This window comes from Lederbergia wuyishanensis (assembly GCF_022900255.1).
Classification (GTDB): domain Bacteria; phylum Bacillota; class Bacilli; order Bacillales; family Bacillaceae_C; genus Lederbergia; species Lederbergia wuyishanensis.
This window is the reverse complement of record NZ_JALIRM010000001.1, coordinates 573,626-589,533: the sequence shown is the minus strand read 5'-3', so window position 1 is coordinate 589,533 and position 15,908 is coordinate 573,626. Positions and strand designations below refer to the sequence as shown.

Here is a 15,908-nt window from a genome sequence, read left to right as displayed (position 1 = left end):
GTCAATTGGAATTCCGTTCCATTTAGGTCAATTTACATTATAAACTTCTCCAGTTTACCGTCCAAATATTCAATGATTTATTCCATATATTCTTCAAGTTTTTTTAAATCTGGGTATTTTCCAATTGTAGTCAGAAGTTGACTATTCACAATAAAAATATTTATAATGAATATATTCTTTCATAAACAAAGGAGATTTGTCATGGAACATCGATCTTTGCTTCTGCTCGGCTTGCTTATGTCGGATAGTCAGCATGGTTACCAGATACATGATTTTATTGAAAAAAATCTTCAATTTATTTCAAATATGAAAAAGGCAACTGCCTACTCCCTACTCGATAAATTAAGTAAAAAGGGATTTATCGATGTATCTGTCGAGTATGATGGTAATCGTCCGCCCAGAAAGGTTTATTCAATTAACGATGAAGGTAGAAAGCAGTTTTATCACTTATTATTAAAAAATCTTTCTGAAGCTGAAAACATTTTTTTTGAAGGAGATATTGGTTTTATGTTCATTGATCAATTACCTCTATATGAGGCAATTGAGGCGTTAAAAATAAAATATGTAGAGTTGGAGAAACAATATGAAGCAATCAAACATCTTTCGATTCACGAATGTAGTAGCGGCGTTATGATTGCAATGAATCATAAGAAAAAAATGCTCGAAGCTGATCTATCCTTTATAAATGAAACTATTCAACATTTATCTGAACGTATTTTTCACCAAGAAACGGAGTGAGTATGATGTCCGAAACAAAAAAAGCTTTACCTATTTTATTTATAGTCATGTTTTTAGTTATGGTTGGATTCGGAATTATTATTCCAGTACTCCCCTTCTATGCAGAAAATGTCGGAGCTACCCCTACTCAATTAGGATTATTAATGGCTGTCTATTCTCTTATGCAACTTATTTTTGCGCCGATGTGGGGAAGAATTTCTGATAAGATTGGCCGAAAACCTGTAATAATGATTGGAATATTCGGACTGTCCGTTTCTTTTTTCTTATTGGGATCTTCATCACAGCTCTGGATGCTTTTTGCAGCAAGAATCATTGGGGGATTTTTATCTTCCGCGAACATGCCTACCGTAATGGCTTATGTTGCTGATATTACAACTCCTGAAGATCGCGGCAAAGGCATGGGAATAGTTGGAGCGGCAGTTGGTCTTGGATTTGTATTCGGTCCTGCAATCGGAGGAATTTTTTCCAAATTCAGCTTAAATACTCCTTTTTATATCGCAGGAACATCTTCATTAATCACCTTTTTCCTTGTCTGGATTCTACTCCAAGAATCACTCAAGAAAGAACATAGAAGCCAAACCAATTCGGAAAAAGAATCGCTATGGAAAGCTTTTAATGGATCAATATCGATATTATTTATATTGCAATTGTTTATTTCCCTTTCCCTATCTGGATTAGAGGCAACATTTGCTTATTATGCTGCTAAAAAAGCTGGTTTAGGGACAGTAACCTTAGGCTATTTATTTATGATTATGGGATTGGCTGGTGCCATAGTTCAAGGTGGATTAGTCGGTAGGATGACAAAAAAATACGGAGAAGGATTTGTTATTCAAGTAGGTATTATTATCTCTGCTATCGGTTTTGCTCTTATTTTACTAGTCAACAACTTTGCGACAGCAGCACTTTTCTTAACCATTTTCGGTATAGGAAATGGAGTTATTCGTCCTAGTATCTCTGCCTTATTAACGAAAAAATCTACGTCTGGACATGGGAGTGCAACTGGATTACTTTCATCTTTTGATTCATTAGGAAGAATAGCAGGTCCCCCACTCGGTGGATTGCTTTTTTCCATTGCAATTGGCCTCCCTTATATTTCGGGAATCATTTTATCTATTATCGCACTTCTTTTGTATCAGATGTACACATCAAAATCTAAAAAAACCGCTCATATGAATTGACAGAAATTTTCGTTTAGCATATAGTAAAATTAATTTAAAACGGAAGGGTGAATGTATTACATGTGGAACTAATCCTATTAATTGAAAACAAACAAATGAAAGTATTTACTGTAAACAGATTAACCTCTGTTTTATTTATGGTGCTTTCATTCAGTTTTCAGAATAGGATTGGATCTTCATGTATACCATTAAGGGCGTAGTCTCTGTTTTGGTATGCACCCGTGCCTCCTATTCTGAAAATAATAGGAGGCATTTTTTTGTCTCCATCTTTGTATAAATGGAGATGATATTATGATGTTATTGGAAGCAAATGAACTGAAACTCTATATAAAAGATCGCTTACTTATCGATATTGAGCACTTAATGATTCAAAGTCGTGACTGTATAGGACTTGTCGGTAGAAATGGCAGCGGGAAAACTACACTATTGGAACTTCTTTCGAAAAAGCTAATCCCAGATGAAGGAAATATTACTTCAAATGTAGAATCTGTTCTGCTCCCTCAGTTAAAACATACACACACAACAAAAAGTGGTGGTGAGATCACTCAAGAATATATAAACCGAGCACTTGCTAATAAACCTGAATTACTACTAGCGGATGAACCTACAACAAATTTGGATACATTTCATATTGAAAAATTAGAGAAGCAATTGAAAAAATGGCAAGGAGCAATCGTAATTGTTTCCCATGATCGAGCTTTTTTGGATTCCCTTTGTACGAAAATATGGGATATTGAGGATGGGAAAGTTCGTGAATATAAAGGTAATTATACAGATTATCTCTCTTATAAAGAATTAGAGCGCAAGCAGCAAGAAAATTCTTATGAACAATATGAACGTAAGAAAAAACAATTAGAAGAAGCTTTGATTTTAAAAGAACAAAAAGCAGCACGCGCAACAAAAACTCCCAAAAAAGTCAGTCCCTCTGAATCTAGAATTACTGGAGCAAAACCTTATTTTGCAAATAAACAGAAGAAACTTAGAAAAGCTGCTAAAGCAATTGAAACAAGGCTAGATAAGCTGGAAAAAGTAGAAAAACTGAAAGACATACCAGCTGTAAAGATGAAGCTCCCTAACGAGGAATCTTTTAAAGGTCGAACTGTTTTAAGATTAAAAGATGTGACTGGTTCAATACCTAATCGAATACTATGGAAAAAAACGAGTTTCGAAGTAAAAGGTGGAGATAAGTTAGCCATCATCGGAAAAAATGGTAGCGGGAAGACTACTCTCCTTAAGAAAATAATGAATAAAGATTACGGGATTTCCATCTCCCCTTCCGTACAAATTGGTTATTTTAGCCAAAATTTAGATATTTTAAATGTAAATGAGTCAATTCTTACCAATGTACAGTCTACCTCCACTCAAGATGAATCTTTTATTCGAACCGTACTCGCTAGATTGCGATTTTTTAGAGATGATGTTTATAAAAAGGTGAATGTCTTAAGTGGTGGAGAAAGGGTTAAGGTAGCATTTGCAAAAATATTTGTTAGTGACATCAATACATTAATTTTAGATGAACCGACCAATTTTTTAGATATTGAATCCGTGGAAGCGCTGGAATCACTTCTTCAGGAATATGAAGGAACGGTAATACTTGTTTCGCATGACAGAAGATTCATTCAGTCAATTGCAAATATAATTTTATCCATTGAAAATGAGGAGATTCAAATTTTTGATGGGACATATGAAGAATATCTACAATATAGTCCAGCCAAGGACCGCAATACAAAAGAAGATGAGTTACTTTTATTAGAAACGAAGATTTCAGATGTATTAAGTCGTTTAAGCATTGACCCTTCAGACGAATTAGAGATGGAGTTTCAAATATTAATTGCTGAAAAAAACAAATTAAAAAAGGGATGAGGAATTGGCCTCTCATCCCTTTTTTACAAGTTAATCCTGTAAAGATAAAAACTTTCTTGGAGTACCATAGTTTTTAATTGATCGCAGCTGCTGGTAATTTGATACATATTCGATTAAGATTGGCGCATCAAGGAGCCAAGGAACATATTTAAACAGGTCGTAATCGGATTTGATAATAAGAAATAGCAATTCTGGCAATAATGAATGCAAGTAATTAAATCGATTTACCGCTTGTTCTTCATCGTACTCCCCACCACTTATATAAATTCTTCCGGAAAATACGTATTCACCGAGTTTGGATTTCCATTCAGCGGTGAAAATATCTTCACAATTTTTATATATGCTCACATTATATTTTGTACCAATGGTTAAATGTCGGGAATTGTCTGTTTCCGATGCACTAAGTGTGTATTTCCTTCCATCTACTGGTCCATATGAGGTGGCGGGTGGTGCAATCATTACGGTAAACTGGTTGGTTTGCAGCTTTTCCATTTTGCAGCTCCCCTTTTTACGTAGTTACTGTATTATATGGCAGATGCCTATTTAGGTGAGTTGGCACGATATATTTCATATCTATATGATATTACGATTCAATGAACATTTACTTTAAAAAGCGGAACCAACCAAATTCAAATTAGCCCCTTACAGAAATATAAAAGTTAACTTAATCGACCTTCTTCAATATGATCTTATCGATACGGGAAACAAATTTTAATTCTCCGCCAGCTTCTATTAATCCATTTGCCATATCATAAATATGACCGTGGTCTAGTCCAATAGCAGTAAAAAGGGTTCACTTTTTTCAACTACTCTTGTAATTTTTGTAGCTTTTGGCGCATATTTCATGCTATCATTTTTTGCTCATTATTGAACTTCCTTGTAAAATTAATAATTGCCACCTGTTGTAATCTTATTATCTGAGAAGTTTTCTACACTTGTTTTCTTTTCATAAAAATGAATGGCGTTTTCCATAATGCCTTCCCTAGTATAAAAAAGACTGTTCTTTTCTAATGGAAGTTTTACAGTACCCCCCAAGCTTGCAGATTGATAGATTGCAGTAATAAGTTCAAGAGTTTGACGTCCTTGTACCCCATCGATTAGGATACTCTTACCTTTTTCAATTGCAGTCATCACATTATCAATTTGACCAGCATGTCCTTCAAATTCTACTTCCGGATAGGCATTATAAGTCTCTATTAATTTATCCTCAAGTTCCTTATCTTCCTCAGGAAATCCATTTTCCTGTGACTTAGATGCTTTTACTTTCCATGGAACAGATACTCGCGCATTTTTCCCCTGGAAAATAAGTTGTTGCTCTTCCCCGTGGTGAATGACAGAACTTGTGATTTGGGCTAGACTTCCATCTTCGTATTTACATATAGCTACCGAAATATCCTCTACTTCTGCGTTATCATGTGATGTATTACTCATAACAGCCGTTACTTCCTGAGGCATTCCATTCATCCACTGAAAAATATCAATATGATGAACTGCATGATTTAATGTGCAGCCCCCACCTTCTTTTTCCCATGTTCCTCTCCACCAAAGATCATAATAACTATGACCCCTCCACCAATATGAATCTACCTGAGTATGCACAATTGGTCCCATTAATTTTGAATCAAGAAGATTTTTCAATTTCATCATAGGGGTTCTAAAACGATTTTGTGCGACAACAGATAATATTTTATTATTCTTTTTTGCAGCTTCAATCATTCTGTCACATTCCTCAAGAGAAGAAGCCATTGGTTTTTCAACAATTACATTCTTACCTGCATTTAATATATCAATCGCTGTATCTGCATGCGTATAAGGAGGAGTACAAACAGAAATTATGTGAATATCATCACGATTTAACATTTCTTGATAATTATCATAAATATCAGCGTCTAGCTTGAATTTTTCAGCAGCGCTTTTTGCCTTTTCGGGATAGATATCGCATAAGGCAACAATTTCACATCTTTCAGGGAAATTTAAATATGCATCAATATGTGAAGAAGAAATAGCTCCTGTTCCAATAACACCAATTTTTAACATCATTTTTCGCCCTTCCGTTTATAAATAGTATAAATCTTAGTATAAGAAAAACACGCAATGCAAAGTAATATGGTATCTCTTTTAAATTGTTTTTCGGTTAATTTCGAAAACTGCTTCTCTTACAAGTGCTTTATTAGCTAATAGTCTGTTATGAAAAGAAACCGCCTCATAATGAGACAGTTTCCAAATGGCTATCAATTTATTATTTGTTATTTTGTTCCTTGTAATTCTTTACATACTCATCATAAACCTCCTGCCCGCCCTGATCCATGTACTGTTGAACTAATGATTTGTACAGGCTGTCTACATCAGCAGGCTTAGCAGCAATTAATTTTGCAAGCATCTGAGCGGATAAGCTCGTTAGCTGTGCATTGTTCTTTGCATCCGCAGAATTAGGTATTGAATGGTAGTAAGGAGCATAGTAACCCACTGACCCAACCTTTAATGCATTCTCTACTTGTTCTTCAAAACCTGGGTATCCTGCTGAGATTGCTGCAGCATTTTTTTCCGGATCTCCAAGCTCAATACCATTCGAAAGTATATCATAATCAAGGTTGTTGGCAACAGTCATCATCTTATCACCTGAAGTTGTCGTGCCTGTCTGTACTGGCACCCCATTGACCATGTTGTAATCTTCACCTTCCTTACCATTCTGAAGGAAGAGGGTTACCTCGGGATCTGCCATCCAGTTAAGATATTGGATTGCAAGGTCAACATTTTTACTTGACTTAGGAATAATGATATACATTCCATTTGGCGCGTATCCGGCCTTTGGATACTCTCCTGCATCATTTGCCCAAGGATCAATAGGAATAAGCTCAGCGCCTGGGACATTATTCTTGAGATTGGTTAAAGTACCTGGAGATGTTCTGTACGGACCATCCCAGTTCGTTTGAAATGCTCCGACTTTTCCATTAGAAATATCAGCATCCAACTGTTTTCCATCCTTGTCAGTCCCGAAACCTGGGCTGATCAAGCCTGCATGATACATCTTGTTCATATATTTAACAGCGTCTTTATATCCTGGTAAATTCCAGTTTGAATTCGAGAACATATTTAATGTCTGCGTTGTGGCAAATTCTTCTTCACTCAGGTTAGATGGTTTAAAGGCTTCTGGTATATAACCTAACCCAGGATATGCTGGTTGAAGTGCATAACCGTAAGGAATAACGCCTTGTACATCTCCAGGGTTTTTCTCCTTGAAGGCAACCATAGTATCGAAGAACTCTTCCGGAGTCTTTGGAACAGGTAATCCAAGTTTATCGAGCCAGTCTTTACGGATAAATGTGTTATTAGCTATAAGTACGGTTCTCTTGCCCGGGATTGCAAACTGTTTACCGTCAAACTTTCCATACTTTAGTACTTCATCACCAAGATAATTTGTAAGGGTAGAACCATACTGCTCAAGGGCCGGGCCAAGGTCTGCCAATCCCCCCTGTTTCACATAATTGTAAACAACTCCTTGGTTATAAGTGAAGGAAATATCAGGTGCCTGATTGGATGCCATCAATACATTTAACTTGTCAACTTCCTCACTTCTAGGAACTGTAACAAACTTAACTGTTACATTATTCTCCTTGCCAAAATTGTCATTAATATACCTGGTCCAGTAGTTATCATTCAAATCTGGCTGACCAGGTTGGCCTCTGTCAAACACTTCAACAGTCAATGTTCGATGCTCAGTTGTTTTCTCTGTTTTATCACTTTTTTGCTTGTCGTTAGATGCTGTACTCTGACAACCCACCAATAAAGCAGCGAGTGCTAGAGCGGTAAATAAAGCAAAGATAATCTTTGGTTTCTTTACTTCCATAAAGAGCCTCTCCTTTTTATATATTTTATATTTTTATATAAATTTGCGAATCGTGAAAATTAACTGTATCGCAACTCCATATCACCCCTTAATTGCACCAATCGTAATTCCGGATACAAAATATTTTTGCAGCCATGGATAAACTAGAAGAATCGGAACTGTGCCAAATATAATGCTTGCTGCTTTCAATGCCTCCGAAGGAAGATTTACATTGACATTCTCTCCTGCCATTTGTTGTGAAATATTGATCACATTGTATAGCTTAAGCTGTATTGTATACAGCGTTTGGTCTGTAATATAGAATAGTGCGTCTTGGAAATAATTCCACCTGAATACTGCGTACAGTAAAGCGATTGTGGCAAGAGCCGGCTTTGAGAGAGGCAGCATGATCCTAAGCAGTATCTGCAGATCATTGCATCCATCTATGTATGCGGCTTCCTCTAGGCTTTCCGGTAAATTCTGAAAGAACGTTTTTAATATAATCATATTGAATACGCTCATCATTCCCGGAAGGATCAGTGCATATGGAGTGTTCAAAAGATTTAGATCCTTTACAAGCATATAATCTGGGATCAAACCACCGCTAAAATACATGGTAAACACCATCACTAGCAATATAATATTTCTACCCTTAAGTCTTTTTCTACTTAGTGCAAACGCTGCCAATACAGTGACTGTCAAGGCAAGGAGCGCATATACAAGAACGAGTATCACAGTGTAAAACAACGAGTACAACATAGCGTTGTCAGTGAATACAACTTTATAGGCTTCTATATTAAAGTCTATAGGGTATATGGTAACCAACTGGGATATAATAGCCCGATTGGAACTGAGTGATTGCGAAAGAATATAAAGAAAAGGTACCAGGCATATAAAAACGGATATTAAAACTATAAATGTTGCAAAATAGTCAAAACCTTTATTCTTTAATTTTTGTGACATAGTCAGTCCCACCTCACCATATTCCTTGTTCACCCATTTTCTTACTAATAAAATTGGATGATAATAAAAATACTAAGCAAATAACGGATTGGAACAAACCTACAGCTGCACCAATTGAAAAATTTGCGGATTGAATACCTACACGGTAAACATAGGTACTGATAACGTCGCCGTAGTCCATTACAAGGTTGTTTTGCAAGTTGAATGGACGGTCAAAATTAATTGCCATGATATTACCAAGCTGCAAGATTAGAAGTATTGCAATGGTCGGTTTTATTCCCGGCAGTGTAACATGCCAAATTTTTCTTAGTCTTCCGGCGCCATCAATGTCAGCCGCCTCATATAACTCTTTGTCAATTCCCGTCATAGCGGCAAGATACAAAATTGTACCCCATCCTGCACTCTGCCATACTCCTACTAAGGTATAAGTTCCGACCCACGCAAATTTGTTCGTTAGAAACGGTAAAACATCCCCACCCGAACGGGTAATTAATGAGTTTAACATTCCTGTAGGTGCTAGCAACTGAGCAACAATTCCCCCAATGATGACCCAGGAAAGGAAATGTGGCAGATACAGTATTGTCTGACTTACCCTCTTAAACTTTTTAAATCTTAGTTCATTTATTAGGATTGCTAAAATGATTGGTGCTGGAAATCCCACAATTAAATCCAATCCGTTAAGCACCAAAGTGTTTCTAACAACCTGATAAAATTGTTGTGATGCAAAGATTTCCTTGAATGTTTCAAAATTATTCCATGGACTTTTGCTCATACCTTCAAACATGTTGTAATCCTTAAAGGCTATTTGTATGCCATACATGGATCCATATTTAAATGTCAATATATAGGCCACAGGAAGAACCAACATTAGGTAGAGTATAATATCACGCTTTATATAATAAAATACGCCCTTATTCTTATTTAAGCTCTTTCGAATTTCATTTTTTTTATTCAGATCAATGCTACCTTCCATTAACTTCATAGATTCTATGAATCCCCTTTCATTTTTGTTTTTAAGAAATTTTTATCACCTCTTTTCACAGTAAGCATTCATTTAATTAATACTAGTATGGTAGTATAATAAATTTAGCAAGATAACTTTGGTATTTCAATAATATTTAGTTCTTTCATAAAATATTATAGTTTATTCTTTTCTCATAATGTAAAACCCATCCATGTACAAAGTTCATTTTTAAAAAAATCAATAATTGATTAATAGTATTAATAAAGAGTACAGCTAACAATTTTTCCAAAGCGTTCTGAGAACTATCATAATCTCGTTGTTTTTTTATGTGATATTTCAACTTGCCTCTTTTGGCCAATTTGTTGCACATTCATTCCCCCTATGCATCTGTGTCAATTATTAATGTAGTCAAGCGCTTTCAAAAATGTTTCTTCCTTTCTAACATCTTCAATCGGATAATGATCATAAAGATCTATAATTAACCTACTAGTATGTTAGTTTTATATATATAATAACTATATTCATTAAAATAATCAATACATTTTTTTTTAATACTTTCTTCCTAATTGTATTGACTTATACCATTTAAAGTATCATTTAATTGTGATGATACAGAGTTCTATTGTCTTCCATTCTCTAAAGAATCCCATATTCCTCAAAGATACATGATTCCTAAATTTCTATCGTTTAAACATATCCTGGTCTACATTCTTCATCCAAAATAGTCTTCCGTGATTGGGACGTGCATATCCTGTAAAACCGTATTCTTGAAAAGTCTTTACAATATTAGTAATATTAAGCGATACATCTTTCGTTCGATGCAAAGTATCAAAGAAATCCTCATTCTCATAGATTTCTATGTTTCTTATATGAGTAAATGGAATTCAATCCTCAAATTCTTTAATCATTTTCGTTATATCGTTTCTTGGATCTGCACCCTAATGACCCACTGCATAAGAATGGATCGGCTATCACCTAGTTTTAGCCGCTTTCTAATATTTTCTTAAGAAGTAATTATTCTCGGCAAACCAAATATTTCCCATGGCGTATTTTCTGGATGAATCGCCATTTTAATACTATGCATTTCAGCCATTGGTATAGTCTTATGTAAAAAATACTCCTTGTTATCCATAATTGCTCTTTTGATACATTCCTATTAGCGTCAAAAAGTCGTTTTATTTTGTATGCTAGTATGGTACTTTATTGTGGATAAAAAGACACATACTATTAATAATAGTATGCATCTTTTTAGTCTTCATCCCATCAACGCTACCATCAATGCTTTTTGTACATGTAGTCTATTTTCAGCTTCTTCAAAAACAAACGATTGTGGTCCATCAATTACTTCAGCTGTTACTTCTTCGCCTCGTTTTGCTGGAAGACAGTGTAGGAAGATAGCATCATTTTTAGCAATAGACATCAATTCACTATTCACTTGGTAAGGTTGGAAGGCATTTAATCTAATTTCTTGTTCTTCTTCCCATCCCATACTCGTCCAGACATCTGTGTATACTGCATCTGCACCATTTACCGCTGCTTGTGGATCGTTTAATACCTCAATAGTAGCACCTGTTTCATTAGCTATTTCAAGTGCAAGTTGAGTTATTTCTTCTTTAGGTTCATATCCTTCTGGAGAAGCAATGGAACAATCCACACCGAGCTTTGCACAAGCAATCATTAATGAATGAGCAACATTGTTTCCGTCCCCTACATATGCTAGTTTTTGCCCTGCATATGTTCCCTTCACTTCATAAAGTGTCATTAAATCGGCAAGTGCTTGGCATGGGTGGTGATCATCCGTTAACGCATTTATAACAGGCACTCCTGCATTATCCGCTAATTCTTCAACAGCCTTATGTTCATATGCACGTATCATTATTCCATCAACATATCTTGAAAGTGTTTTTGCTGTATCCTGAACAGTTTCCCCTCTTCCAAGTTGAATATCATTACGGCTTAAGAAAAGTGCGTGGCCACCTAGTTGATTCATGCCAACCTCAAAAGAAACACGAGTTCTAGTTGAGGATTTCTCAAAAATCATTGCCAATGTCTTTCCTTTTAAATATTGATGGGGTTCTCCTTGTTTTTGCATTTTCTTTAAACCGATAGCGACATCGATTAATTGAGTAATTTCATCTGTTGAAAGCTCTAATAAGCTCAATAAATGCTTTCCTTTTAAACTACTAGCCGCTGTTGTCACCATCAAATCACCCTCTCTTTATTTGATAATTGTGTGTGCCATTCTTGCATAGACTTCGGTTTTTCTATGTCTTGTTTGTATGCGGTAATTGTTGTTAATAATGTTTCCATTTCTGTTATAACAGTTAACTGAGCGTTAGAAGCTACCATTCGCATTTCTTTTGATTCCTTAGATTTTCCAAGACTTAGAAAAATTGAGCCGCTGCTTTGCTTTAACCATTCAGTAAAGGAATAGGTGCCATTTGCGACTGAAACACCTTGTCGGGATAAAATATCTTGTATAAGGGGAAGCTCTTTTTCCTCTACATCTAGATACACTTCTAATTTTAAATTCCCTTTATTTGAATTCCATTTAATTGCTTTAGCCAAAGCTTCATCAAATGTCTTACCAAATGCAATTAATTCACCAGTCGATTTCATTTCTGGAGTTAATAACGGATCTACACCATCAAGCTTTCCAGTTGAAAAAACTGGGTTTTTAATTGCGTAATATGTTTGGTTTATTGGTTTATCCTTGATGCTTCCACCTGTCAAAATATTAATGCACTCTTCAATAACATTAACACCTGTCATTTTACTTATTATCGGAACGGTACGAGATGCCCTTGGATTAACCTCCAATACGTATACTGTGCCTTCAAAAATAACAAATTGGACATTAAAAATACCTTTAAAACCAAGTTTTTTTGCGATTTTTTCTGTATATTCATAAGCTTTTTGTTGATAAATTTCATTTATGGATACTGGAGGTGTAACAGCCATACTATCTCCAGAATGGACACCTGCTTTTTCTATATGTTCAAAAAATCCTGGAATGAAAATATTCTCACCATCTGATAATACATCTACTTCCATCTCCGTGCCTTTGAAATAAGCATCAATTAAAACAGGGTATGATATTTTATCAAAATTCGCTTGCAATTCATGTTCATTATCAATAATTAACATCCCTTGACCACCAATGACATAAGATGGCCTCAATAAAAGAGGATAACCGATTTTAGATGATTTAATAATCAACTCTTCTTTACTCAATGCCGTTAATCCAGGAATATGAGGTATATCCAATTCTTTCAGAAGAGAATAAAAACGTTCTCGGTCTTCAACTATATCAATATGCTCCTGCGAAAGAGAGAGTAATGAAACTCCATTCTCTTCCAACTCTTTTGCTAGATTAATAGAAGTCTGCCCACCGAATTGAAGAATAACGCCTTCAGGTTTTTCAAACTCTAGTACATTTAAAACATCTTCTGCACGAAGAGGTTCGAAGTATAGACGATCCGCAATTTGGAAGTCTGTACTGACTGTTCCAGGGTTATTGTTGATTAATATGGCTTCGTAACCTGCCTTTTTAAGAGCAAGTACTCCATGAACAGTACAATAATCAAATTCAATTCCTTGACCAATTCGAACAGGACCTGAACCGACAATTGCTATTTTTGGTTTTTTGCTCCTCTGAACAATGTCTCCTGCACCTTTCCAAGTGGAGTAAAAATAAGGTGCCGCAGCAGGAAATTCCCCTGCGCATGAGTCTACCATATTATATACAGGCTGAATATGATTCTGTTTTTGTTTTTCACGGACACTTTTCAAATCTGTATTCCAAATATAAGCTAACCACTCATCTGAAAAACCTAGTGTTTTTAATTCTTTAAGTAAATTAGGGGTAATCGTATCGAGGCTGACAGCTCTCGCTTTTTTCTCATAACTTACCAATAAAACCAACTGATCTAAAAAGAAGGGCTGAATTTTGGTCACATTATGAATTTCTTTTGATGTTACCCCACGGCGTATCAGTTCGAGTATTGAAAAAAAGCGTCTATCATCTGGTAAGGTGACAGAATCCCACAGTTGCTTATCACTGTTAAATGAGATTCCCTTTAATTCAAGACCAATTGTATTAATTTCAAGTGACCGAACCGCTTTTTGAAGTGCTGCGGGTAGATGGCGTTCGATTGCCATGATTTCACCTGTTGCCTTCATTTGAGTACCTAGTTTACGGTCTGCTTCCATAAACTTATCAAATGGCCATCTAGGCATTTTTACAACAGTATAATCTACAACTGGTTCAGAGCTTGCAAAGGTCGTTCCTGTTACCGGATTTATTAATTCATGCAAATGATATCCGAGTGCTAATTTTGCTGCTATCTTTGCAATCGGATAACCTGTTGCCTTGGAGGCAAGAGCTGATGAACGACTTAATCGAGGATTTACTTCAATTAGATAATATTGATCACTGTTTGGGTCTTGTGCAAATTGTATATTGCACCCCCCAATAATTTTTAAAGCTCTAATAATTTTTACTGCTGATGCATAAAGAGCTTCATATTCTTTATCCGTTAAAGTTTGCTGAGGAGCTACAACAATTGAATCTCCTGTATGGACCCCGACAGGATCAAAGTTTTCCATGCTACATACTGCTATACATGTATCATTAGCATCTCTTATCATCTCAAACTCTAATTCTTTAAATCCTGCAATGCTTTTTTCTATTAAACATTGTGTAATAGGACTAGCATCAAGCCCTTTCTTTACGACTGATATTAATTGTTCTTCTGTCGTTACGATACCTCCACCGCCACCACCTAATGTGTATGCAGGCCGAATAATGACAGGATAGCCAATAGAATTAGCAAATTCGATTGCTTCATTAACTGTATGAATAATAGAACTATCCGGAACAGGTTCTCCAAGCTTATGCATTAAAGCTCGAAAAGCTTCACGATCTTCCCCTTGCATAATTGATTCTGGTGTCGTACCTAAAACTTTAACATTATACTTACCTAACACACCTTGCTCATATAATTGGACAGTTAAATTCAACCCAGTCTGACCACCAAGAGTACCTAATATTGCATCAGGTCGTTCTTTTATTATTATTTCTGTAATGGATTGGACAGTCATTGGTTCAAAGTAAACGATATCTGCAAATTGTTCATCCGTCATAATTGTTGCTGGATTATTATTCACTAGTACAACTTCAATACCCTCTTCTTTTAATGCCATACATGCTTGTGTGCCAGCATAATCAAACTCAGCTGCCTGACCAATTACGATTGGACCTGAACCAATAACCAAAACCTTTTTTAAACCTTTTAGCTTAGGCATATATGTTTACTCCTTTTGCTTGCTTCACCTGGTTAGAAAAAGCACATATGATGATTTTTTCAAGTTTTGGATTTTTTCCATCTGGATGAAATTGATATGTCGTAATAGGATATATTTTATGGGACAGTCCCTCAATAGACTTATCTTGTATCGATTGATACGATACAATGAATCCGGTAGCCTCTAGACCTTCCTCTAAAACTGAATAACAATGATTTTGATTCGACATATATACTTCTTTTGATTCCACATGAATAATAGGATGTTTAAAGTTCCTATGTCCCCATTTCATTTTTTCAACATGGGCACCAAATGCTTCTGCTAATATTTGATGGCCTAACCCAAATGCCATAGTAGGATATTCTTTCGCTATTTCCCTATACTCCGGATAACAATTTTTATAGCTAGAAGGATTTCCAGTACCACCGGAAAATACTATGCCATCTGGCTTCAATGCTTTTACTTTTTCTGCTGTAACTTCCGCAGGAACAATAGTAATCTTATAATCTGATTTAATCAGCCACTTAATTAAAGAGTTCTTTACAAAAAAGTCGATCAATACAACATGGGTTTTACCATTTGAATTAATGGTTTTATAAGTAGAAGTTGACAATTCTTTAACTTGCTTGGCAGAAGAAATTAAATCTCCTACATTTGCTTTCATTGTAATAGGAACTTCTCCTACTTTTAACAACTGCTTAATAATTGATCGTGTATCCATCCCTGTCATTACAGGAATACATTTTTCTTTAAATACAGTTAGCCATTTTTTCATTGATACAGAAAATTCTCCATACTCTTGCTGAATAACGAGACCCGCAATTTGAATATCATCACTTTCTAATTTTTCCTGATCAATATAACAGTTTAAGATATTAGGATATGTCGCTAACACAATTTTTCCTTTTACAGCTGGGTCAGAGATAAATTCTAATAAATTTCCCATTCCAGTATAAAAGATCATTTCCCCAGAGCATTCTGTTTTCTCTCCGTGCCAATGGCCGGTATAGGAAACTCCATTAGACAGATTAATAATACCTTCCATCATGCACCTTCACCTCGTCGCATT

13 protein-coding genes are annotated in these 15,908 nt (G+C 35.5%); 3 read left to right on the top strand and 10 right to left on the bottom strand.

The features are described 5' to 3' along the window. Positions 1 to 201 precede the first annotated feature (201 nt). From MT489_RS02950 to MT489_RS02940, 3 genes are all read left to right on the top strand, one after another. Positions 202 to 738 carry a PadR family transcriptional regulator gene (locus tag MT489_RS02950; RefSeq protein ID WP_244680003.1) on the top strand — a complete coding sequence of 179 codons (537 nt, stop codon included), beginning with the start codon at positions 202 to 204 and terminating at the stop codon, positions 736 to 738. Between the two features lie 5 nt (positions 739 to 743). Then, the gene (locus MT489_RS02945; RefSeq protein ID WP_244680002.1) at positions 744 to 1,916 is read left to right on the top strand and encodes an MFS transporter; all 1,173 of its coding nucleotides are present in this window, start codon (positions 744 to 746) and stop codon (positions 1,914 to 1,916) included. A 291-nt stretch (positions 1,917 to 2,207) separates the two neighbouring features. Continuing rightward, on the top strand, positions 2,208 to 3,779 hold the full coding sequence (locus MT489_RS02940; RefSeq protein WP_244680001.1) for a Vga family ABC-F type ribosomal protection protein: 1,572 nt from the start codon (positions 2,208 to 2,210) through the stop codon (positions 3,777 to 3,779). Positions 3,780 to 3,809: 30 nt separating this feature from the next. Here the strand turns inward: MT489_RS02940 and MT489_RS02935 are convergent, their stop codons facing one another. The 10 genes from MT489_RS02935 to MT489_RS02895 form a co-directional block, all read right to left on the bottom strand. Further along, a complete protein-coding gene (locus MT489_RS02935) occupies positions 3,810 to 4,271 on the bottom strand; it encodes a staygreen family protein (RefSeq protein WP_244680000.1) in 462 nt (153 codons plus the stop codon). A gap of 393 nt (positions 4,272 to 4,664) precedes the next feature. Further along, positions 4,665 to 5,816: a Gfo/Idh/MocA family protein gene (locus MT489_RS02930; protein WP_244680620.1), complete on the bottom strand. Its 1,152-nt coding sequence runs from the start codon at positions 5,814 to 5,816 to the stop codon at positions 4,665 to 4,667. Positions 5,817 to 6,018: 202 nt separating this feature from the next. Further along, positions 6,019 to 7,560 (bottom strand): extracellular solute-binding protein, encoded by a 1,542-nt coding sequence (locus MT489_RS02925; RefSeq protein WP_244679999.1) that lies wholly within the window; start codon positions 7,558 to 7,560, stop codon positions 6,019 to 6,021. Positions 7,561 to 7,707: 147 nt separating this feature from the next. Beyond that, positions 7,708 to 8,568: a carbohydrate ABC transporter permease gene (locus MT489_RS02920; RefSeq protein ID WP_244679998.1), complete on the bottom strand. Its 861-nt coding sequence runs from the start codon at positions 8,566 to 8,568 to the stop codon at positions 7,708 to 7,710. 13 nt (positions 8,569 to 8,581) lie between these two features. Beyond that, positions 8,582 to 9,541, bottom strand: coding sequence for an ABC transporter permease (locus MT489_RS02915; RefSeq protein ID WP_370876367.1), 960 nt, complete (start codon positions 9,539 to 9,541; stop codon positions 8,582 to 8,584). A 671-nt stretch (positions 9,542 to 10,212) separates the two neighbouring features. After that, complete coding sequence (locus MT489_RS22100; protein WP_280518468.1) at positions 10,213 to 10,356, bottom strand: mannonate dehydratase; 144 nt, start codon at positions 10,354 to 10,356, stop codon at positions 10,213 to 10,215. A 179-nt stretch (positions 10,357 to 10,535) separates the two neighbouring features. Next, positions 10,536 to 10,616, bottom strand: coding sequence for a mannonate dehydratase (locus tag MT489_RS22095; RefSeq protein WP_280518518.1), 81 nt, complete (start codon positions 10,614 to 10,616; stop codon positions 10,536 to 10,538). Positions 10,617 to 10,787: 171 nt separating this feature from the next. Continuing rightward, positions 10,788 to 11,735: an ornithine carbamoyltransferase gene (gene argF, locus MT489_RS02905; RefSeq protein WP_244679997.1), complete on the bottom strand. Its 948-nt coding sequence runs from the start codon at positions 11,733 to 11,735 to the stop codon at positions 10,788 to 10,790. Continuing rightward, positions 11,735 to 14,839 (bottom strand): carbamoyl-phosphate synthase (glutamine-hydrolyzing) large subunit, encoded by a 3,105-nt coding sequence (locus MT489_RS02900; RefSeq protein WP_244679996.1) that lies wholly within the window; start codon positions 14,837 to 14,839, stop codon positions 11,735 to 11,737. The genes argF and MT489_RS02900 overlap by 1 nt, the downstream gene beginning before the upstream one ends. Then, positions 14,832 to 15,887, bottom strand: a complete 1,056-nt coding sequence (locus MT489_RS02895; RefSeq protein WP_244679995.1) for a carbamoyl phosphate synthase small subunit — start codon at positions 15,885 to 15,887, stop codon at positions 14,832 to 14,834. The genes MT489_RS02900 and MT489_RS02895 overlap by 8 nt, the downstream gene beginning before the upstream one ends. Between the last annotated feature and the right edge of the window lie 21 nt (positions 15,888 to 15,908).